The organism is Mycolicibacterium cosmeticum (assembly GCF_000613185.1).
Lineage (GTDB): Bacteria > Actinomycetota > Actinomycetes > Mycobacteriales > Mycobacteriaceae > Mycobacterium > Mycobacterium cosmeticum.
Map to the genome: position 1 here is coordinate 663,929 of NZ_CCBB010000001.1, position 20,777 is coordinate 684,705.

General features: G+C 66.5%; 24 protein-coding genes. 10 read left to right on the plus strand and 14 right to left on the minus strand.

The genetic code is table 11. The features are described from left to right. Positions 1–3: 3 nt before the first annotated feature. The 6 genes from BN977_RS03215 to BN977_RS03240 are packed head-to-tail and all read left to right on the plus strand — an operon-like array spanning position 4 to position 4,819. The gene (locus tag BN977_RS03215; RefSeq protein WP_036396304.1) at positions 4–678 is read left to right on the plus strand and encodes a D-sedoheptulose-7-phosphate isomerase; all 675 of its coding nucleotides are present in this window, start codon (positions 4–6) and stop codon (positions 676–678) included. Then, a complete protein-coding gene (gene hypE / locus BN977_RS03220) occupies positions 675–1,787 on the plus strand; it encodes a hydrogenase expression/formation protein HypE (RefSeq protein WP_084172383.1) in 1,113 nt (370 codons plus the stop codon). Before BN977_RS03215 ends, hypE begins: the two co-directional genes overlap by 4 nt. Positions 1,788–1,800: 13 nt before the next feature. Continuing rightward, the gene (locus tag BN977_RS03225; protein ID WP_024452700.1) at positions 1,801–2,073 is read left to right on the plus strand and encodes a HypC/HybG/HupF family hydrogenase formation chaperone; all 273 of its coding nucleotides are present in this window, start codon (positions 1,801–1,803) and stop codon (positions 2,071–2,073) included. A 12-nt stretch (positions 2,074–2,085) separates the two neighbouring features. Further along, positions 2,086–3,231, plus strand: coding sequence for a hydrogenase formation protein HypD (hypD, locus tag BN977_RS03230; RefSeq protein WP_036396306.1), 1,146 nt, complete (start codon positions 2,086–2,088; stop codon positions 3,229–3,231). Continuing rightward, positions 3,231–3,980 (plus strand): DUF6390 family protein, encoded by a 750-nt coding sequence (locus tag BN977_RS03235; protein ID WP_407661187.1) that lies wholly within the window; start codon positions 3,231–3,233, stop codon positions 3,978–3,980. Before hypD ends, BN977_RS03235 begins: the two co-directional genes overlap by 1 nt. Continuing rightward, on the plus strand, positions 3,977–4,819 hold the full coding sequence (locus BN977_RS03240) for a hypothetical protein (RefSeq protein ID WP_036396307.1): 843 nt from the start codon (positions 3,977–3,979) through the stop codon (positions 4,817–4,819). The genes BN977_RS03235 and BN977_RS03240 overlap by 4 nt, the downstream gene beginning before the upstream one ends. On the opposite strand, the gene BN977_RS03245 is transcribed toward BN977_RS03240, so the two are convergent. Both BN977_RS03245 and BN977_RS03250 read right to left on the minus strand, forming a co-directional pair. After that, positions 4,760–6,472 carry a SulP family inorganic anion transporter gene (locus tag BN977_RS03245; protein ID WP_084172384.1) on the minus strand — a complete coding sequence of 571 codons (1,713 nt, stop codon included), beginning with the start codon at positions 6,470–6,472 and terminating at the stop codon, positions 4,760–4,762. The genes BN977_RS03240 and BN977_RS03245 overlap by 60 nt on opposite strands. Continuing rightward, positions 6,469–6,846, minus strand: coding sequence for an ArsR/SmtB family transcription factor (locus tag BN977_RS03250; RefSeq protein WP_024452705.1), 378 nt, complete (start codon positions 6,844–6,846; stop codon positions 6,469–6,471). Before BN977_RS03250 ends, BN977_RS03245 begins: the two co-directional genes overlap by 4 nt. 70 nt (positions 6,847–6,916) lie before the next feature. Here BN977_RS03250 and BN977_RS03255 point away from each other — a divergent pair, with 70 nt between their 5' ends. Beyond that, complete coding sequence (locus BN977_RS03255) at positions 6,917–7,336, plus strand: DUF5313 domain-containing protein (RefSeq protein ID WP_036396308.1); 420 nt, start codon at positions 6,917–6,919, stop codon at positions 7,334–7,336. Positions 7,337–7,372: 36 nt separating this feature from the next. On the opposite strand, the gene BN977_RS03260 is transcribed toward BN977_RS03255, so the two are convergent. From BN977_RS03260 to BN977_RS03285, 6 genes are all read right to left on the minus strand, one after another. Continuing rightward, entirely contained in the window at positions 7,373–8,698 is a 1,326-nt protein-coding gene (locus BN977_RS03260) for a flavin monoamine oxidase family protein (protein WP_036396311.1), read from the minus strand. Positions 8,699–8,721: 23 nt separating this feature from the next. Continuing rightward, the gene (locus BN977_RS03265) at positions 8,722–11,610 is read right to left on the minus strand and encodes an aminotransferase (RefSeq protein WP_036396312.1); all 2,889 of its coding nucleotides are present in this window, start codon (positions 11,608–11,610) and stop codon (positions 8,722–8,724) included. 102 nt (positions 11,611–11,712) lie between these two features. Continuing rightward, entirely contained in the window at positions 11,713–12,186 is a 474-nt protein-coding gene (locus BN977_RS03270; RefSeq protein WP_024452709.1) for an Lrp/AsnC family transcriptional regulator, read from the minus strand. Between the two features lie 93 nt (positions 12,187–12,279). Beyond that, the gene (locus BN977_RS03275; protein WP_036398345.1) at positions 12,280–13,005 is read right to left on the minus strand and encodes a hypothetical protein; all 726 of its coding nucleotides are present in this window, start codon (positions 13,003–13,005) and stop codon (positions 12,280–12,282) included. Between the two features lie 12 nt (positions 13,006–13,017). Then, entirely contained in the window at positions 13,018–13,533 is a 516-nt protein-coding gene (locus BN977_RS31300; protein ID WP_024452711.1) for a nuclear transport factor 2 family protein, read from the minus strand. Between the two features lie 16 nt (positions 13,534–13,549). After that, a complete protein-coding gene (locus tag BN977_RS03285; RefSeq protein ID WP_024452712.1) occupies positions 13,550–14,452 on the minus strand; it encodes an alpha/beta fold hydrolase in 903 nt (300 codons plus the stop codon). A gap of 82 nt (positions 14,453–14,534) precedes the next feature. Between BN977_RS03285 and BN977_RS03290 the strand changes: the two genes are divergently transcribed. The 3 genes from BN977_RS03290 to BN977_RS03300 all read left to right on the plus strand — a co-directional run bounded on the left by BN977_RS03290 (position 14,535) and on the right by BN977_RS03300 (position 16,627). Then, positions 14,535–15,161 (plus strand): winged helix-turn-helix transcriptional regulator, encoded by a 627-nt coding sequence (locus tag BN977_RS03290; protein ID WP_206666830.1) that lies wholly within the window; start codon positions 14,535–14,537, stop codon positions 15,159–15,161. A 68-nt stretch (positions 15,162–15,229) separates the two neighbouring features. Further along, positions 15,230–15,808, plus strand: coding sequence for a GNAT family N-acetyltransferase (locus BN977_RS03295; protein ID WP_084172385.1), 579 nt, complete (start codon positions 15,230–15,232; stop codon positions 15,806–15,808). 57 nt (positions 15,809–15,865) lie between these two features. Further along, positions 15,866–16,627 (plus strand): MerR family transcriptional regulator, encoded by a 762-nt coding sequence (locus BN977_RS03300; RefSeq protein ID WP_024452714.1) that lies wholly within the window; start codon positions 15,866–15,868, stop codon positions 16,625–16,627. Between the two features lie 24 nt (positions 16,628–16,651). Here BN977_RS03300 and BN977_RS03305 read toward each other — a convergent pair whose 3' ends face one another. The 6 genes from BN977_RS03305 to nthB form a co-directional block, all read right to left on the minus strand. Beyond that, positions 16,652–17,734 carry a substrate-binding domain-containing protein gene (locus BN977_RS03305; RefSeq protein WP_036398352.1) on the minus strand — a complete coding sequence of 361 codons (1,083 nt, stop codon included), beginning with the start codon at positions 17,732–17,734 and terminating at the stop codon, positions 16,652–16,654. 113 nt (positions 17,735–17,847) lie between these two features. Continuing rightward, positions 17,848–18,252 (minus strand): MarR family winged helix-turn-helix transcriptional regulator, encoded by a 405-nt coding sequence (locus BN977_RS03310; protein ID WP_051560999.1) that lies wholly within the window; start codon positions 18,250–18,252, stop codon positions 17,848–17,850. A 120-nt stretch (positions 18,253–18,372) separates the two neighbouring features. Beyond that, positions 18,373–18,894 carry a DUF1097 domain-containing protein gene (locus BN977_RS03315; protein ID WP_024452717.1) on the minus strand — a complete coding sequence of 174 codons (522 nt, stop codon included), beginning with the start codon at positions 18,892–18,894 and terminating at the stop codon, positions 18,373–18,375. 9 nt (positions 18,895–18,903) lie between these two features. After that, entirely contained in the window at positions 18,904–19,281 is a 378-nt protein-coding gene (locus tag BN977_RS03320; protein WP_036396318.1) for a nitrile hydratase accessory protein, read from the minus strand. Continuing rightward, complete coding sequence (gene nthA, locus BN977_RS03325) at positions 19,282–19,878, minus strand: nitrile hydratase subunit alpha (RefSeq protein WP_024452719.1); 597 nt, start codon at positions 19,876–19,878, stop codon at positions 19,282–19,284. Between the two features lie 34 nt (positions 19,879–19,912). Beyond that, positions 19,913–20,611: a nitrile hydratase subunit beta gene (nthB, locus tag BN977_RS03330; RefSeq protein ID WP_024452720.1), complete on the minus strand. Its 699-nt coding sequence runs from the start codon at positions 20,609–20,611 to the stop codon at positions 19,913–19,915. Positions 20,612–20,777 lie beyond the last annotated feature (166 nt).

Genomic DNA, 20,777 nt, shown 5'->3' on the forward strand with positions numbered 1-20,777 from the left:
CCGATGAACCCTTCACCGTTCGACGTCAACCCACTGGACGAGGCGACCAACTTCCTGTACCCGTTCATCGACGCGCACGAATCCGATGCCGAGGCGCTGATGGTCGACCTGACCAAGTCGGCTCTGGCCAAGGCCGCCGACAGTGCCGCGTTACGGCAGTCGACCGTGCGGGCCGGCGCCACGCTGATCGCCGAAGCCGCCCGCGAGATCTCCCGCCGGTTCGCCGCCGGTGGACGGATGTTCACGTTCGGCAACGGCGGTAGTTCGACCGATGCCGCCACCATGGCCGCCTTGTACTCGTTGCCGCCGTCGGGCCGCCCGTTGCCGGCGTGGTCGCTGGCCACCGACGAGGCGGTACTCACCGCCCTGGGCAACGACGTCGGCTTCGACTTGGTGTTCGCTCGCCAGTTGATCGCCCGAGCGTCCGAAGGCGATATCGCGGTGGCCATGTCCACCAGCGGCAACTCCGCGGATCTGTTGCTCGCCCTTCGGGAGGCGCACGGCCGGGGCTTGTACACCGTGGGGTTCGCCGGATATGACGGCGGAGCGTTCGCCGACAATCCCGATGTGGACGTGTGCTTCGTCGTCGAATCGCAGAGTGTGCACCGAATCCAGGAAGCGCAGGCCTATCTCGGATTTCAGCTGTGGGCCGCCGTTCAAGAGGGGATTCAACGATGAGTGACCATGTGGCCGAATACCTGTCCTCGGGACCGTCATTCGGTGAAGGTGAGGTCATCGAACGCATCGAGACGTTCCGTAAGCGGCGGCCGCGCCTGCGCGACACCGTCGTCACCCTTGCCCACGGTGCGGGCGGCAAGGCGTCGGCGGCGCTGATCGACGCCGTGTTCGTCGAGGCGTTCCGTAACCCCCTGTTGGACAATCTCGGCGACGGCGCGGTGATCGATCTGCCTGGCGGCCAACGGATGGCCTTCTGTACCGACTCGTTCGTGGTCCAGCCGCTGCGCTTTCCGGGTGGATCGATAGGGCAACTGGCCGTGCACGGCACCCTCAACGACCTGGCGATGGTCGGCGCGGTGCCGTCCTGGCTCAGTGCTGCCTTCGTCATCGAAGAGGGCTTTCCCATCGCCGAGTTGCGCGGCATCGTCGCGGATATGGCCGCTGCCGCAGCCGATGCGTACGTCCAGATCATCACCGGGGACACCAAGGTGGTGCCCAAGGGAGCAGCCGACGGCCTGTACATCACCACCGCGGGAGTCGGACTGGTACCCGCCGGCCGCGATCTGACCCCGCACAAGGTGCGCCCCGGTGACCGGGTTCTGATCTCCGGCACCATCGGGGACCACGGCATGGCGGTCATGCTGGCCCGCGGCGACCTGGCCATCGAGGCCGATATCAACTCCGACACCGCCGCCGTGTCGGGCTTGGTGGAGCGGCTGTTGGAGGCCGCTCCGTCGACGCGGTGGCTGCGCGACCCCACCCGCGGTGGGGTGGGCACCGTCTGCAACGAGTTGGCCCAGGCGACCGACCTGGCGGTCGTGTTGGAGGAAGAGCAGCTGCCGGTCCGTCCAGAGGTCAACGGCGCCTGTGAGATGCTCGGCATCGATCCGCTCTACGTCGCCAACGAGGGCAAGTTCCTGGCCGTCGTCGCCCCCGACGAGGTCGACGCCGCGCTGGCGGCTCTACGCCGCGAACCGAACGGCGGCGACGCGGTGGAAATCGGCCGCATCGCCGACGAACCGGCCGGCACCGTCGTGGTGCGCACGGGGTTCGGTGGCACCCGCATCGTCGACATGCTCGTCGGTGACCCCCTACCCCGAATCTGCTGAGGAAGGACCCACCATGTGCCTCGGGATACCCGGGAGAATCATCGAGATCACCGATGTGGCCAACTGTCTGGCGAAAGTCGAAGTCAGCGGTGTCCGTCGGGTGATCAGCGTGCGGCTGCTGGAAGCCGACCTGCCCGAGCCCGACGACTGGGTGCTGGTGCACGTCGGATTCGCCATGGCCAAGATCGACGAAACCGAGGCGCTGCTCACCCTGGCGGCCGTCAAGAAACTCGGCGATGCCTATTCCGACGAAGTGCAAGCCTTCGACACTTCCGCGATCATCTGAGCTGGAGAGACCATGCGATTCGTTGACGAATTCCGCGACCCCGCGGCGGCCCGCCGGCTGCTCACCGCCATCGCGGCCCTGGCCCAAAGTGCCGACCCCGACGAACATTTCAAGTTCATGGAGGTGTGCGGCGGGCACACCCACACCATCTACCGGCACGGTATCGAGCATTTGCTGCCGGACAACGTGGAGCTGGTGCACGGGCCCGGCTGCCCGGTGTGTGTCATTCCGATGGGCCGGGTGGACGATGCGATCTGGCTGGCCAAGCGGCCCGGGGTGATCTTCACCTGCTTCGGAGACATGATGCGTGTTCCCGGTTCGGATGGCAGTCTGTTGGACGCCAAGGCCAACGGCGCCGACGTCCGGTTCGTGTACTCACCGTTGGACGCGCTCAAGATCGCCGTCGACAACCCCGACAAAGAAGTCGTGTTCTTCGCCATCGGCTTCGAGACCACCGCACCGTCGACCGCGGTGACGGCGGTGCGTGCGCGCGAGCTCGGAGTGCCCAACTTCAGCATCTTCTGCAACCACGTGACGATCGTGCCGCCCATCAAGGCCATCCTGGAATCACCGGATTTACGCCTGTCCGGCTTCCTCGGCCCCGGGCACGTCTCCACCGTCGTCGGTAACCGGCCATACCGGTTCGTGCCCGCCGTGTACCAAAAGCCCCTGGTGGTGGCGGGGTTCGAGCCGCTGGACATCCTCGCTTCGATTGCGATGTTGCTGCGGCAGATCCGCGAGGGTCGTTGCGAGGTGGAGAACCAGTATTCGCGGGTGGTCAACGAGGAGGGCAATCCGGCCGCCTTGGCACTGATGGCCGACGTTTTCGCACTGCGGCCGCATTTCGAATGGCGCGGACTGGGTTTCATCTCGCAGAGTGCATTGCGCCTGAGCGACGGTTACGCCGACTTCGATGCCGAGCAGCGGTTCGCGCTGCCGGGGATCCGCGTCGCCGACCCGAAGTCGTGCCAGTGCGGTGAGGTCCTCAAGGGGGTGCTCAAGCCCTGGGAGTGCAAGGTGTTCGGCACCGCGTGCACGCCCGAGACACCGATCGGCACCTGCATGGTCTCCCCGGAGGGCGCGTGCGCGGCCTACTACAACTTCGGCCGACTGCACCGGGACGCCGCAACGCTGATCGGGCAGGGCGCGCCGACGTGATCACCGACGGTGCCACGGTCACCGACGGCGCGCAGATGTTCGCGCGGTATGCCTTCGCACCCAACCGGCTCGGTTACTGCGGCCCGCCCGGAACGGTGCCGCCGGCGACTGCGGGACGGGCTGAGATCGAAAGAGCGGCACGGCAGTTCACCGGTGCGTGGCCCTACCTCGTGGTGCTGTCCACGATGGCCGGCATCACCGATCCGTTGGATCACCGGGTGGTGGAAAGCTACTGGTTGGGTGGCGGGATCGGCGCCGCGGTGGAGCCGCACACGTTCTGCGGTGCGCTGCTGGAGGTGATCGGTCCACAGGCCGGCCATTACTGGTCCCACCTCGACATGGAGCTGGCCGCAGAGGCCGCACCGGACCACGGGTTCCACGTGTTCGGCGTCTACCCGTGGACGCGGCTGCTCGGTACGGGGATGGACGAGCATCCGCTCATGGTGCTCGACAACTGCCGGATCAGTTGGGGCACGGTGCTGTCGGCACACGAGACCACCGCGATCGTCGCGTCGCGCGCCCTACAGTGGGACGGAACGGCCCTGTCGCTGGGGGCAGAATCGACCGGCCGGGTGGAGATCGGTGAGGAGGCTCCGGCCGACCGACCGGTCACCGCCGGCGACCTGGTGGCGGTGCACTGGGGACGGGTGTGTGACCGGCTGACCCCCGGCCAGGCACGCGAACTCGAAACCGCCACGCTGCGGCAGCTGAGGTGCACCAACCGTCGACTGGCCGGTGCACCGCGATGAGACCGCGGATCGTGCAATCCGAAGGGCAGATCGGTTTCTACTGGGCCGGTCCGACCGACGCGGCCCCGATCGCACTGGTCGACCTGGTGGTCGATGACGACGAACCCGAACGTCTCATCGCCACCCATCTGGAGGCCCTCGACGATGCGCTGATCATCGCCGCGGCCCGATTCGGCGAGTTGCTCGGCGGTGGCAAGCGGCCCGAGCACCAGGATCGATTCGATCTGACCTTCCTGTACCAATGCCTGGACCGCCTGGTCCTGGACTATGCGCAGGCCGCCGCTGCGGCCGGTGTCATGCCGGATCTGCGCGCCGGCAAGATCATCGGAACCGCCGCACTGTTCTCGATTCGTGCGCGCTTCCCCCTGGACCTGCTGGGTCCCGCGCCACTCGACGGTGAGCTCGACGAGGCGCCGATCGGGGTGATCTCCGGATACGGCCACCTGGAGCAGGTCGACCCCGAGCGCCCCTGGGCGGGCGGCAGGTGGGTGCTCAAAGCCGAGACGGGACAACGGTATCCGTTGACATTGTCGACGATGTTGTTCGACAGCTCGGGCGTGAACAAGGAAGCCGCTCGGCGGGAGCATCGGGAGATTGTCGAAAGATGCGTCGCCGCCTCGGCATCCGCGGATGCCGACCCGTTCACCGTTGCGTGCGCGCTGGACTGGTTGCTGTACGACTGGTTGATGGCGCACCGCGAGGATCCCGACAGCGCGGAGATCACCTTCCCCAGGGGACACGAGTCCGACGCCGCGCTTGTCGTGTCGGCCGCAGCCGCATCAGTTCGGGCCAGGACCGTGTTCGATCCGCAGCTGCGCGGGGCGTTCGTCGAGCCCTGACGCCGGCCCCGGCGTCTCGGCCGCCACATGCCTGCGGGCATGGGCGATCGCCTCGTCAAGCGTGTCGACCAGATGGTTGTCGTGGCGCAGACCGTCGAAGACGCCGACGTTTCGCAACAGCGACTCATGTTCGGGTTGGACACCTTTGATGATCACGGTGATGCCCTGGGCTTCCAGGTCCCTGGTGATCTGGGCCAGGGTGTGTGCGCCGGTGGCGTCGAGCAACCCGAGTTGGGACAGCCGGATGATGACCACGCTGACCTCGGGATGACGCGCGTCGCTGATCGCGGCCGAAATACGCTCGGCCGCACCGAAGAACATGGCGCCGTCGAGCCGGAGCAACGCGATCCGCTCGTCCCCCGGCTCGGCGGGCCCGGGGAGCTCTTCGCGCGCGACGCTGCTGCGACGAGCCAGGGCTCGCAGGGCGAACACCGCGGTGACCGCGATGCCGATCTCGACCGCCTGGATGAGGTCGAAGCACACCGTGACGACAGCGGTCAGCGCGAAGGTGACCGCGCTCGATCGACTGGCCCGCACGATCCGGACGACGCTGCGATACGGGACCATCCGCAAGGCGGTCACCATCAGCACCGCGGCCAGTGCCGCCAGGGGGATTTCGCCCACCGGGCCGCTGGCGAGGTACACCACGGCCAGCAGCAGCACCGAATGTGTGATGGCGGCGACCCGGGTTCGAGCACCCGAGCGGACGTTCACCGCGGTGCGCGCGATCGCACCGGTTGCCGGCATCCCGCCGAACACGCCGGAGGCGACCGAGGCCAAGCCCTGACCCACGAGCTCGCGATCGGGGTCATAGGGTCCGGTCGCGGACATCGCCGCGGCCACCCGCGCCGAGAGCAGTGACTCGATGGCCGCCAGGGCGGCGATGGCCAGCGCCGCACCGGCGAGTGTCTTCAGCGCGGCAAGGTCCGTGTGCGGCCAGTGTGGAGTCGGCAGCTGGTCTGGTAAAACGCCGATGCGCGTGACCGTCAGGCTCAAGCCCGCCGCCAGCACGGTCGCGGCGATCACCGCCAGCAGTGAGGCCGGAAGCGCCGCGTGCAGCCGGGGTAGCCCGACCATGAGCGCGGCCGTCACGAGCACCACCACCAGTGCGGGGCCGGCAGTGTCGGGATCGACCGCCGCTACCACCTGTGCCGCGGCCGCCAGTGGTGGCCTGCCCTGCGGGACCGGTTGGCCGAGGGCGGCCGGCACCTGCTGCAGGAAGATGATCACCGCGATGCCGAGGGTGAATCCCTCCATCACCGGCCACGGGATGAAGGTCACGGCGCGCCCCAGCCCGGTCATGCCGGCGACGACGACGATCACGCCGGCCAGCACGGTGACCAGTGCGACACTGCCCACCCCGTAGTGCGCGACGATCGGCGCCAACACCACCGCCATTGCCCCCGTCGGACCCGACACCTGGACGTGTGACCCGCCGAACACCGCGGCCACCACGCCGGCGACAACCGCCGTCACCAGGCCGGCCGCCGCGCCGACACCCGAACTGATCCCGAACGCCAACGCCAGCGGCAGTGCCACCACCCCGACGGTCAACCCGGCGATGAGGTCGCGCGTCCAGGTGGTGCGCAGGCCCGCGTAGTCGGCGGTACGCGGCAGCATCCGGACGGCGCGCCGAACGTGCTGGCCCATCATGTCGACGAGCCGATGGGCGGCAAGGACCCCACCGCGTCCAGCCGATCGCGCTGTGCGGCAAGGGTGTCCACCAGAAAGGTGCGGGCGATCACCAACAGCTCGGCGACTTTCGGATGGGCGAGCTGGTAGTAGACGGCATTGCCGACGCGTTGCCCGCTGACCACGTGGTGGCGTTTGAGCACGGCCAGGTGTTGTGAGAGCAGGGTCGGTTCGAGGTCGCTCTCGGCCAGGATCGTGCTGACCGGCGTCGGGGCGCTGTTCGTGGACAGGATCTCCAGCACGCGGATGCGCGCCGGATGCGCCAGCGCCTTGAACAGGTTGGCCTTGATCTCGTACAACGGTCGCTCAGGCCCGCCCAGGAAGCTGTCCGCCACGTCGCTCGGCCCTTCAGATAGTGGATTGAGATAATTCGCAATCCATCATACCGCCAGTTATGATCCGACCATGTCGAGCGAACACGTGCCCCCATCGAGGCCAGGGGCGCTGCAGTACATCGCGTACTGCTACGGCAAGCGACTGCCGGATTCCATGCGTCAGTGGGTCGCTCAGGACCTTGCGGGACCGGGCGCGACCGTCCGCATGATGGCCAGGGTGGCCGTGCCGGCCGTCCTGGTCCTGGCACCCATCTGGTTCATCCCGATGTCGCTCTACCTGCACGTGAGCATGACGCTGCCCATCTTCATCCCGTTCGTGTTCTTCTCACACGCGCTCAACAAGGTGTGGCGGCGCCATATGCTGGCCAAACACGGCTTGAACCCCGCCCTCGTCGACAAGCTCTCGCGCGAGCGCAACGCACACATCCACCGGGCCTACGAGCAGCGGTACGGTCCGAGATCCGGCGGGCCCAGCAGTCACGACATCTGAGGTGGCTCAGGATTCGACGCCGAGAACCGATCCGCCTCAACGATTCTGCAGCGTAGCGAGTGGGATCGGCCGGCCCAGGATGCGTTCGGCGGCGCGATGCCCCGACAGCAACGCCCCGTTCACCGTCGCGGGATCGGTGCTCCACGTTGCCTCACCGGCCAGATGCACCGCCCCAGCCACCGGGGTGGCCAGCGCATCGTGGTCGTCGTGCGAGGCACCCACCGCCACATAGGAATACGAACCGCGGGACAGCGGATCGCTACCCCACCCGGTCACCCACGAACCGACCGGCTCGTCAACGCTGTCACCGTAGATGTGCCGCAGGGAACTCACCACCGAAGCGACGACCTGTTCATCGCTCATCGCCTCCACCTCCCTGCCGCGTGGTCCACCGGCGAAGGTCAACAACATGGGCTGCCCGCTGACCGCGGACACGTCATACCAGGAATGCCAGGTATCACCGGCAGCGCCCTGTTGACGGATCGCATACACACCGTCGGGCCAGAATCGGCGGGGGAACTGAACGAACACCTTGACGAAGACGCCCATGCCCAACCGCTCGATCGGGCCGGCAACCACATCCGGCAGGGCAGGCACGAACTCGATCGCACCGGCCTTGAGCACCCCGAGCGGGACGGTGATGACCGCGGTGCGCGCCTCGAAGGTGGCCGAATCGGTCTCGACTCGCACGCCGGCCTCCGACCAGGTGACCGCCCGAACCAGGTGTTCGAGCCGAATGTCCAGTCCGCGAGCGAGATTCATCGCCAGCTGGTCATAACCACCCGGGAAGATCACCTCATCCCCGACGATCGCATCCTCGTCCAGGCCGTGCGCCGCGACGTCGCTGATGTGCGCGCCGCACTGTTCTTCGGTGCGGTGACGGTAGAACTCCCAGACGCGTTGGCCGCGTTCGGTATCCCAACCCTGCGCCGCGAGCGCCTGCGCAGCCACGTCGGCATAACTCTGTTCGGCACTCGACACCGCAACAATCCGCTCGAGTTCGGCGTCCGCGGCGTGCACGTCGTCAGCCCAGCGCCGTGCCGCCGCAGGATCCAGCAGCCGGAAAGCCGGGTCGTAGTTGGCGATCGGCCGGCTGTCGGGTTGAAACGCGCCCACCGTGAACTCGACGGCATCCATGCCGAACGCCTCGGCCAGATCGGTCAACGGGTTGCCCTCGATACCGTGAATCCACGACGCACCCAGATCCACGCAGAATCCCGCGGAGCGATCGGTCCACAACCGTCCGCCGACCCGATCCCGCGCCTCGAGCACCACCACCCGCTGGCCGGCCAGGCTGAGCAACCTGGCCGCGGTGAGGCCCGCCACGCCGGCGCCCACCACGACGGTATCGAATGCGTCCATCGACGTCCTTTTCGGTTCTGTGATCATCGGTCGCGGAGTTCGGTCAGCACCCGATCCAGAGCATCCACGAAAGCGTCCGCCTCGTCGAGGGTGAGCGTGAGCGGTGGTTTGATCTTGAGCACGTTCTGGCGTTCGGACGTGGCCTGCAAGATGATGCCGTAGGCCAGGATCCGCTCACACAGCCACTCGGTTTCATCCGTTGCGGGGGTGCGTGATTCGCGGTCGGTGACCAGTTCCACACCGAGGTACAGGCCCGCCCCGTGCACCGTCCCGATGAGCGGGTGCCGATCGGCGAGCCGGCAGAGCCGCCGCCGCAGGTGCTCCCCGACCAGATCCGCGTTGGCCTGCAATCCTTCATCGCGGATCACGTCGAGCACCGTCGAGCCTGCCACCGCGCTGGCGGGCGCCCCGGCGGCGGACGAGAAGAACATGCCCTCCGCGCGCAGTGCGTCCGCGATCTCTCGCCGGGTGATGACCGCACCGATCGGGTAGGCGTTGCCCGCGGCTTTGGCGACGGCGATGATGTCGGGGATGACGCCCTGGAATTGGGAGCCCCAGAACGCCTTTCCGAGCCGCCCGTACCCGACCTGCACCTCGTCGGCGATGGCCAGACCACCGTGTCGACGCACCGCGGCATACGCCCCGGCCAGATAGCCCTCGGGCGGGATCACGCCACCGGCGTTACCGAGCACGGGTTCACAGATGAAGGCCGCCGGGGCGCGGTTCTGGGCGACGAGTTCGGACGCGACGTCGGAAACCTGGGCCGCGTAGCGCGTTCCCGCATCCTGTCCGCGGAAGGGCCCGCGGTACTCGTTGGGCGCGTCGACAAGGTGCACCCAGTCGGGTCGTGAGGACAGGGCACTGGGGTTGTCGAAGGCGGATGTGCTCACCGAGTCGGACGCCATCGTCCAGCCGTGGTAACCCTCGCGCACCGCGATGACGTCACGTCGTCCGGTGGCGACCTGGGCGAGCCGCAGGGCGAGGTCGACCGCTTCGGAGCCGCTGTTCACCGGAATCACGGTGTCCAGCGCCGGATCCGGCGATTGGGCGGCCAGCCGCTCCGAGAAGTCGGCGTAGGCTTGATACAGGAACCGCGAGTTGGTGTTGAGCAGGTGGAGTTGCCTGCCGACGGCGTCCGCGAGCCGGGGGTGGCAGTGCCCGATGGCCGTGACGTTGTTGACCATGTCGAGGTAGGCCCGGCCTTGGGTGTCGACGAGCCTGGTGCCCCAGCCGCGTTCGATCTGAGGCGGCTCGGTGTAGTAGCGCTCGGCGGCGCCGCCCATGGCGCGGTCGCGGCGCTCCCGCGCTCCGTGCAGCTCCAGGAGCGGGTCGGGCACGGAGGCGATTCCGAGAACCGGCGAAGGGTCTGCCGCACCGTCTGTTTCGTACTCGTCATCCGGCCCGGCGAACACCGGGTCCGCGGACGCGTCGCGCACCCGACGGGTGAGGACGATCCGGCCGAGGCCTTCCGGGTCCGGGCCTACCCGGCCGATCGGCTGGCCGGCGCGGACGTCGCCGTCGGCGGCAAGACTCGTGACACCCTCGATCCGCAGCACCACCCCGTCGTCGGTGAGCTCCAAGCCGGATTCATCCGGCCGCAGCATTCCCGAAAAGGGTGCGCTGACAATCGTTCCCGGGCGGGTCCACAGTTCCACGCAGCGGGCACGCGCCGGTGCGGATTGCCCCACATCCAAACAGACACGGCTGAGCCGGGTCTCGCCGAACCGCATCGCCGCGACGCGGCAGCCGGAGAGCGCCTCCCGAACCAGCTCGCGCTCCACGCCGGGCGCGATCCAGCGTCCCCGGTCGAGCGCTTCGCTACGGACACCCAGGTCCAGCACGGTGGCTCGACGCAGTCCAGGGATGACGTCGGCATATTCGTGGCCGGGAACGTGGGCCCGGCCGGCCGCCAGCCGCAGTTGCGGAATCGCCTGCGCGGCATCGCATTCGACGGTCCGCTCGAACACCTGCCATTCGTGCTCGAGACGCTCGCGGGCGTACTCGTTGTCCGGGTCGATGCGCAGCTGCGACCATCCGCTCACCGCCAAGACCGCGCCGCGCAGGATCATCATCGGCCAGATGGCGGCGAGTTCGTCATCGCTCAACGGCACCGCGCCGACGAACCCACGAACCGCCCGGCCGGCCATGGCCAGACTGTCGGTGCGCCCGAGAACGTCGGCGGCGAGTACGGCGAGTTCGGCGACGCGCCAGGATGTGATGACATCGCCGAGATCCACCACCCAGAGCGCGCCCTGGCGGTCTCGAAGCACGTTGTCACTGGTGAGGTCGCCGTGGATGATCTGTCTCGGCAGTGCCGCTGCCAATGCATCCAGCTGCGCGGCGGCGTCCCGCGCCGCGCGCAGGCAGACGTCACGGCGATCGGCCGGAAGGTCACCGGACAGCGTCTCGACGACGTCGAGGCTGCGGCCGAGCTCCCACTGGAGCTCTCGGTGCGAGGCGGCGTGCTCGACACTCGCGAGCGCGGCGACGATGCGCCCGGCCAGAGCGCCCAACTGCTCCGCGAGCACCCCCGTCATGGGCCCGGGTTCGGCGACCGCCTCCCCGGCGACCAGTTCGAACGCGCAGGCTCGGGCCACGGCGCCGTCGGCGGTATGGACCTCGATCGATCGCTGCCCGTGCACGGTGGACAACACCGCCGGCGTCGCGATCCCCGACCCGCGCAGCCGGTCGGAGACCACGGCTTGCAGCTCCAATACCTCGGCCGGCACCGAGGGATGGTTGATCTTGAACAGCAACCCGTCCCCGGAGCTGGGATCGACGCGGTAGTTCCGGTCCTGCTGGCTGCCCAGTTCGACGACGGCGCCGTGGATGCCGAAGTGCTCGGCCACCAGTTGCGCGGCTTCGTCGGCTTCGACGCTGGGACGCGCGAGGCGCCACCGATCGCTGGTCACGCTATTCCCACCTGACTCATCAATTCGAACCATCTCGTGATCTTCAGTCACTATACGTCACTGATTGTGGTTCTTCCATGACTTATCAACACCAGAATGGGATCAGCGCACCCCCCACTCGAAGCGATGTGTCCGAATCCCGTAGTAGGTGAACGTCTCGGCGCGGGCGACCCCTGGGGTGGCCCGCACCTTCTGGTTGATCACTTCGAAGAGCCCTGCCTGGTCGGTCGCGATGACCTCGACCAGCAGGTCGTACCGGCCGGCCGCGAGCACCACGTAGATCACGTCGTCGATCTCGTTGAGCGCCGTGGCGATGGCCTCGATATCGCCGTCGGCGACGATGCCCACCATCGCCATGCTGTGATACCCGAGCCGGAGCGGATCGGTGACGCCGACGACCTTGAGAATCCCGCGTTCTTGCAGTCGCATGAATCGCTTGCGTGCGCCGCCGGCGGTCAGGCCGACCAGTTCGCCCAGTTCCGCGTAGCCGATGCGGCCGTCCTTCTGAAGCGCCGTGACCAGTACCCGGTCGATCTCATCGAGCTCGTCATGAGCGTCAGAAGAAGGCGATGTCATGTTCTTCTCCCCGGATGAGTGCGGCGCCTCGCTGGGTTCAGCCGAATGCGCATCGTAACCGACCGGCCGGTGCGCAAAGCCGCTGTGCGCGGTCTACGTCTCGATCTCGACGTGGTCGATATCGAGCGCGACGAGCATCGGGCCGGCCAGTGAGTGACCGCCGGGGCCTCGCGGGCGTACACGCCGGCGGGTCGGGAACACCAGTCCGCCGAACTCGCGGTGCCGGTCGCAGTGATGGGCCGCCCGCGCCCACTTTCCGACCGGTTCGGCGGTGTAGTCGTGGCGACGGATCAGGCCGGCACCGTCGACGTGGAAGACCTGCCGTGCGCAGTGCGTGTGCAGGTGTGCCGGAAAGGTGACCGCGAGGCGACGGCGGTGCGCTCCTCGCTTTGGTCCGACGTCGGTGACGACGAGGTCGGGGCGAGTCAGCAGCAGTGGCAGGGTCAGGTAGTTCCACCAGGCATAGCCGGCGAAGTAGGTGGCATCCAATGCGTCCCAGCGCACGGTGCGGCGCACAGCTCCGGCTCCGCGAAAGGCGTTGCGCGCCTGCGCGCGAGCGGTGATCACCTCTCCCCCAGCGGTTTCGACACGCACATCACCCCGGTCGAACACCGCTCGGCGGCCGTCGTCCGGGAAGCCCTCGAACACCACGTGCTGCTCGGACATGCACACTCGTGCCGTCACCTCGGTCATCCGGTTGCCGGGGAAGCGTGATTGCAGCAGGCCGCCGAAGGTCCCGTGGACGGTGAGGGCGGTGACAGAGCGCCATCGGTCCAGACCGCCGTGCGCGGCGAGCACTTCCTGCAGCAGGTCGGTCATCTCCAGCATCCGCTAAATGAGCTTGGGCACAAAGACATCGGCGACCCGGAACGCCAAACTCAGCGGAGTGGCCACGGTGGCCACCAGTACACCCCTGGCGCGTCCGCGCCGACGCGTGGTCACCCGCGGCGGCAGCGTCGCGAACAGTGCCGCCAGGGCGGGCAGCGGGCGGGCATAGATCGTGAACTCTACGATCTTGCCCTGTTGGTCGACCCGGACCACATTCATCGCCTCCAGCTGCAGCCCACGCACAGAGCCGGTGAACGTGAATGCCGCCGTGTCATCACGAGTCAGCGGATCCGATGTCGACAGACCTTCGATAGCCGCGAAGATGTCGCGGTGCAGCGCGGTGACTTCCTCCGTGCCCTCGAAACGGATACGCGAGGTCATCGGAGAGTGGAACACCACATCGGTGGCCAGTAGCCCGGCGACGGCGTCAGCGTCGGCGCGCTGAGCGGCCGCTCGCAGGGCGGTGACGGCCGCCAGTAGGCCCGGTGCGGCCGGCTCTTCGGCATCGGAAAAAGGCATCGCGATTCCTTGGCCGTCAGGCGGTCCCGGTGGCCACTTGTGTCCACCAGGTCTGGATGGCATGACTGAATTCGGTTGGCGCATCCGATTGCCCGAAGTGGCCGACCCCGGCCAGCACCGTCGTGGTGTGGTTGGGGAACGTCGCCTCCAGTCGGGTCAGATACTTGCCCGTGAAGATGGGATCGGCGTCGGCCCACACAATGAGCGTCGGAAGTTCCTGCAGCGGGCCCAGACCGTCGGCGAGCTCGGCGAAAAACGCACGCGCGCCGACGAGTTCACCGGGCAGCACCGCGCAGGCGTGCCGTCGCTGCGGCGTGGGCGTGGCGTGGCGGTACTGCGCCATCTCGGCATCGGTGAGTTTGCGCCGTTTGTGGGCGATGGGGATGAAGTAGTCGACCATGAGGTTGAACTGCTTGATCAGCGTACGTCCCACCGCCCCGCCCATGCCGCGGGAGAACACCTCGCTGCTGAGATCGCCGTTGAGCGGCCAAGCCCAGGTATTGCTCAGGATGAGCCGGTCGAACAGGTCGGGTCGTCGCAGACCGGCGTAGAGACCGAGCGGACCGCCCCAGTTGTGGCCCACCAGCGTCACGTGCGACAAGCCCAGGCGATCCACGAAAGACACCAGGAACTCGGCATGATCGCGTGCCAGGTACCGGTATCCGGTTGCGCCGGTGGATAATCCGAACCCGGGAAAGTCCACCGCGATGCACCGGAAGCGGCCGCGTAACCGCGCGATCACGTCGCGATACACGAAGGACCAGACCGGGTTGCCGTGCAACATCAGCAATATCGGACCCGACCCCTCGTCGACGTAATGGACGGCGCTGCCGGCCACGTCGACGAAGTGGCTCTCGAAGGGGAACAGCTCGTCGTCCACCCATGGCGGGCGTTGGCCCACCGGTTGCACGGCCGTCATATCGGACTCCTCCCGAGCGGTGCTTTAGTTTTGCAAGTAACTGTGCGAAAATCAAGCGATTGCTATGACGGATCGGAGAACGATGAGCACCCGCTCGTACGGCCAGTACTGCGGACTGGCCAGGGCACTGGACGTCGTCGGCAGCCGGTGGAGTCTGCTGATCGTGCGTGAGCTGCTCGTCGGACCGGCCCGCTATGGCCAGCTCCAGGCCGGCCTTCCCGGCATCGCCACCAACTTGCTGGCCGAACGCCTGCGTGAATTGGAAGAGGCCGGTGTGGTCGAACGCCGGCTCGACTCCGACAGCAACGGCGTCAAGTACGCGTTGACACCCTGGGGACGTGAACTGCGCGGTGCCGTCGCGGAGCTGGTCAACTGGAGCAAGCCGCTGATGATCTCCGGGCCCCGAGGCGACAACTTCCGGGGCCATTGGATGATCGTGGCGCTCGAATCGCTGCTGCACCGGCGGAAGGTCCGGACGCCGACCGTCGGCATCGAGGTGGACGACACCGCGTTCACCGTGCACGTCGACGGCGCCGGCCCACACGTCACACCGTTCGACCAGGATTCGCGGCCGGACACGGTGTTTCGTGCCGAGCCCATGGTGGTGCTGGGACTCGCGGCCGGACTGCTGACCATCGACCAGGCGATCGCCGCCGGTGACCTCCGCGGTCGGAAGCGGGACCTCGTGGAGGTGTTCGCACCAGCTTGAGGGTTCTGCTCATCCCGGCAGTGCCGGTGGGTACGGTGGCATCATTCGCTATGCCAGGAGCCCCGACGATGCGTTATGCCGCGATGCAGCTGTCGATCCTCACGCCACGATTGCGTCTACACCAGCGCGAGGCGAGCGACGCCGAGTGGAATCACGAACTTCTCGGTGAGCGTGACGGCGGGACGACCGAATCCTTGGAGAGCGTCCGCCGTCGGATGGCCAAGCAACGAGAGATGGCCCGCGAAAACGGAATCGGACTCGCGACGATCCGCAGGCGCTCTGACGACGAACCTCTGGGCTACTGCGGGCTCATCGTCGGGCGCTGCACCCTGGATGAGCCCGAGATCGCCTACGAACTGCTTCAGCGGTTTCACGGACAGGGCTATGCGACGGAAGCTGCCCGCGCGGTCATGGCCGCGGCGTTCGCCACGGGCCGAACCCGCATTTGGTCGACAGTCGGCGCCTGGAACAAGCAGTCACTGCGTGTCTTGGACAAGATCGGTTTCCACCGCCATCACGAGACCGTCGATGAACGCGGCCGGCCGTTGATCTATCTGGTCTGCGAGACTCCAACCAACCCGCCGGAAACTCCAGAGCACCGATCGGCTCACCACGAAACAGACGAGATAATCGACTCCAGTCCATGACTTGACCCTCACGCCACGTGAGGGACCAATCTGATCGACATGACGTGGGAGACGCAGGTGGACGAGCTGACCGTGGGCGAGGTCGCGCAGCGCTTCGGCATCACGGTCCGCACGCTTCACCACTACGACGAGATCGGGTTGTTGACCCCCGGCCGGCGCACCGCCGCGGGCTACCGGGTGTACACGCCGACCGACCTGACGCGCTTGTCACAGATCATCGTGTATCGCCGACTGGAGTTTCCGCTCGACGAGATCGCGAACCTGCTGAACGAGGGCGACACGGTCAGCCACCTGATTCGCCAGCGCGAACGCGTCATGGCACGGCTCGACGAGATGAAAGACCTCGTCGAGGCAATCGATCAGGCATTGGAGAAAGCGATGACCAACACCCCCATGACCGACGACGACATGCGCGAGCTGTTCGGTGCGGGCTTCGACGACTATCAGGCCGAGGCCGAACAGAAGTGGGGCGAAACCGCGGAATGGAAGGAATCCCAGCGCCGAAAGCAGCAGTACGGCAAGGAAGACTGGATCCAGATCAAGAGCGAGGGAGAGGCCCTCGAGAAAGCGCTGGCCGACGCCTTCCGGGCCGGACTGCCCGCCGATTCGGTCGAGGCGATGGACGCCGCCGAGCGGCATCGCCTGCACGTGAATCGCTGGTTCTACGACTGCCCGCCGGCGTTCCACCGCAAGCTGGGCGACATGTACGTCAGTGACCCCAGGTACGTCGCCAGGTACGACGAATCGTTCGGGCTACCGGGCTTTGCCGCTTACTGCCGCGCCGCGATTCATGCCAACGCCGACCGCGCGGAGCGCTGAGCGCCAGAGTTCGCCGCCGGGCCGTCAGGCGGCGAAGATACGATCGCGGATCTCGAATTCGAGGCCTATCGCTTCGGCGACGTACACATCTTGTGCCAACTGATTCCCGCGCAAGGTGACCTCGCCCCGGGGACTGATATAGGTCATGCCCTGAGCGGCCGCCATCATGTCGGGGATGCGCAACGAGCCCGCCCTCGCCGCGAGGGCGATCAACAGGGTGATGGCCTCGAAGCAGGACTCACCGATGCTGTTCAGAGCGGGCGCCGCGGCACCGAAGTGCGCGTAGTACCGGCTACTGAACTCGGCGCCTGCGGTGGTGTTGAGGGCCTCGAAATACCCTGCCGCGGCGAACAATCCACCGTTGCTCTCACTACCACTGGCCATCAACATGTTCTCTTCGACATGCGGGCTCAGCCGCGGCACCGAGGCGGCAAGACCGGCCGAGGCGAACTGCCGGTTGAATGCCACGCCGTCACCACCCACCAGGAGCAGCAGCACACCCGCCGCGCCGCTGCTGTCCACCTGCCGGATGGCCTCGGTGAAGTCACCGGTACCCAGCGGCAGGTAGATCTCGTCGATCAGCGGGCTGCCCTGGGCACGTGTGTGTAACCGCGCGGCGAAGCCGGTTTGTCGCGGCCAGATGTAGTCGTTGCCTATCAGAATCCATCTGTCGATGCCGTACTCGGTCTTCATCCAATCCATGGCGGGTAGCAGCTGCCGGGACGGGGTCTCACCGGTCAGGAACAGCCCTGGCGTCCGCTCTCCCCCCTCGTAGAGCGGACCGTAGACGTAGGGCACCCGATCGGCGGTGACGCGAGCCACGGCCTGTCGAACCGGCGAGATATGCCAGCCGGTGACCGCATCGATCGCGCCCACGCTCAGCAGCGCCGAGATGTCGGCCGCAACCTGGGCGGGCGGCCTGCTGCCGTCGACCGGGATCAGTCGGATCGGGCGACCGAGCACCCCGGAGCCGTCGTTGACATCGGCGATCGCCAGTTCGGCACACGCCATGCACGACGGGCCGTAGATGCCCGCCGAGCCATTGAACGGGATGACCAACGCGACATCGATGGTGTCCCGGCGCACCGGTGGCGGGAACTCGATCATCACCACACCTCCAACGAATGTTCGCCATTCGGGATACATGCTCGACCGCAGATGTTACCTCGACGTTTCACAACGGTTCTGGTAAGGAAAAGTTGCCTTCTAGAAGGATTCGTCTACCGCGTGGCCGGCACGGACAGCTGCGCCAATCGGGACAGCCCCCGCACCAGCGCCACCGCGGCCTCTTCGCCGAACTCCTCGATCAAGGTGGATTTGACCCATCCCTCGTGCCGAATCAGCTTGCGTACCTTGGTCTTACCGCGCGCCGAGAGATAGACCAGAACTCGCCGGCGGTCCATCGCATCGACGCGCCGCAAGACGAATCCCCCGTCGACGAGCTTGTCGACGATCCTGGTGAGCGTGGGAGGGGCGATCGCCATCCCGGCGGACAACTCGCTCATGGTCAGTCCGTCACCGGAACGAAGCGCCCCGAGCACACGCCACCCGTCCAGATTCGTGACGTCCGCGTCGAGAAGAGCGTTCGACAGTGTGCCGTTCCACCACCGCTCGACTCCGAACATTACTTCGGAAAGGCTCTCCAAGCTCGTCGTGGAAGGCACTTCGTCTCCTGCCTGAAGCTGTTGATCATCGGATACTCGTTGGGGTGCAGCATATCCCCGCCATGTGGACAGCCGTACCGATCATGCAGGCGCAGCGGTCTCGCCACCGTCGGGCAATCGCATCAGCCGCGCCACCACCGCAGCGCCCCATTCGGAAGCGATCCCGAACGTCGCCCCCACCAAAGCGGTTGTCGCCGCGACAAGCGCCGGGTTGGACAACCCTGCGGAGGTGATCCCGTTGCCCGTGGCCGCGATGGTGCCGACCGTCATGGCGAACCCGAAAACCACGGCCGGCGCCGCGGAGATCCAGCGCAGACGCGATGCCTGCACCATGGCCAGACTCCCGATTCCCACAGCGATGGCGAGCACCACGGCACTGCCGGTGAACTGCACCGACAACAGCGTCAGTGTCGCGATCACAATACCCGCCCAATTGCATGCCACCGATTTCACGAACCCTGACCAACCCGATCCGACGAAGAAGAACGAGGCCCAGGCCAGGAACAGCACCCACACCGGCAGCGGCCACACCGTTGCCGTCAACCATGTCGACACCGCGCCGAAGAAACCGACGCTGATCGACAATGCAGTCACCTTGGACACGCCACACTCCTAATGATGATGGTCATGGTCGTGATCGTGGCCGTGGTCATCGTGGGTCAAGTGCTCGAGCTCGACCCGCGTCCGCTGCTCCAATGCATCGGCATCGAAGAAGTGCTTCTGCGCCGCCAGCCGGCAGAACGCTTCGCCGAACTGCCGGTAGTAGACGGCCGGGTCACAGACATCGACGAGCCCGGACTCGTCGATCACCGCGATCAGATGGGTCTTGAACTCGTCCCATTCGAACGCGCCGGTCTTACACAAGTGCACCACCAAACCGAACAATCGGCCTTGCCACGGGGCATCGAAGACCAATTCGCCGTTGGACCGGGGCAACGCCAGTGCGGCGCCTTCGATGTCGAATTCGGTGAAATCGAGGGTCGTCGACATCTAAGCCCCCGGCCCGGCGCCGACCAGTGCGGTACCTACCATCGAGTCCCTGCTGATCAACGGAATCAGCTCTTCCACCGAAAGGCCCTCGGTGCCCGCTGGGCGCTGAGGTACCACCAGATAACGGATTTCGGCGCTGCTGTCCCAAACGTCGATGCTGACGTCGTCGGGCAGGGTCACACCGAACTCGGCGAGAACGCTGCGCGGTTCTTTGACCACTCGGGCCCGGTACTGGGGGTATTTGAACCACGCGGGCGGGATGCCCAGCAGCGTCCACGGGTAACACGAACACAACGTGCACACGACGATGTTGTGCTTTTCCGCGGTGTTCTCCACCGCCACCATGTGTTCGGTCTGCAAACCGGTGAAGCCCATGTCCGCGATGGCGGCGGTGGCATCGCGCAGCAACCACTCCTTGTAGTCCGGATCCGTCCAGGCCCGCGCCACCACCTTGGCGCCGTTGACCGGACCCATGTCGTTCTCGAACGACGCCACCACCGCATCGACGGCCTCGGATTCAGCCAGCCCCTTCTCCACCATCAGCGACTCCAGCGCGTTGACCCGCGCTTCGACATCGGATAGCGACAACCAGTCCATTTTCGTCAATCTCCTTGTGCTCTTCGGGGTTCGGTCAGTCGGTAACGGGTTCGAGGTAGTTCTCGAACAGATCGGCGTACAACTCGAACTGTTCGGGGGTGTGCTCACCCCACAGCTCGGTGGATGTGAAACGCACCATGTACAGCTGGTGCGGCTCGTCGGTCTGCCGGTGTGCGCTGGCAGCCGGATCGTGGTAGGCCCCATACTGTTTGGCGATCACACCGACGGCCCGATTGAGGTACCCCGGCAGCCGATTGTGCGTGGTCTCGTGGAGATTGCGCACGCGCACGGAGGCACCGACCTCGTAAGCCGGAGGGGCGTCCGCCGGCAGATCGTGCGGGGTGCCTTTCCACAGCACGTCGATCATCTGCTCGGCGAAGGGCGACAGCGTGTCCGGCTTGGCGGGGTGCGGCGTCATGTTGGGAGCTCCCAGCTCGGCCATCCGCGCGTCGATCTCGTCGTGGGTGATGTAGCCCTTGTCGTTGAGCAGTTTCTCCACCGAGAACAGCCAGTGCGCATAGTAGGTCGAGTCGGTGTAGTCGCTCCAGCGCATCAACTCGATACCGTGGCGCTGCTCGTCGAGGTTGAATGCGCCCTTGGCGATCGCCATCGCCGTGACGGCGTGCATCCGGCCTTCGAAAGGGTAACGCCAGTCCGGGATACCCGGCTCGAGGAACTCAGCGGCGATGGGCCCGAGCCCGTCGCGTCCCCCCACGTCGTGTGGGCCATGCATAGCTAGGTCTCCGATCTTTGGTTCGTCGGTCAAATACTTCCGAAATACAAATAATCGCAGCCGGCCGGGTATCGCAATCGGAACGGCTCGCCGTAACACAGCTTTTACGCAGCGCCCCTTCCGCTGTTACGACTTGGTTTCCAAACAGGCCAAACACCAGTCTTGT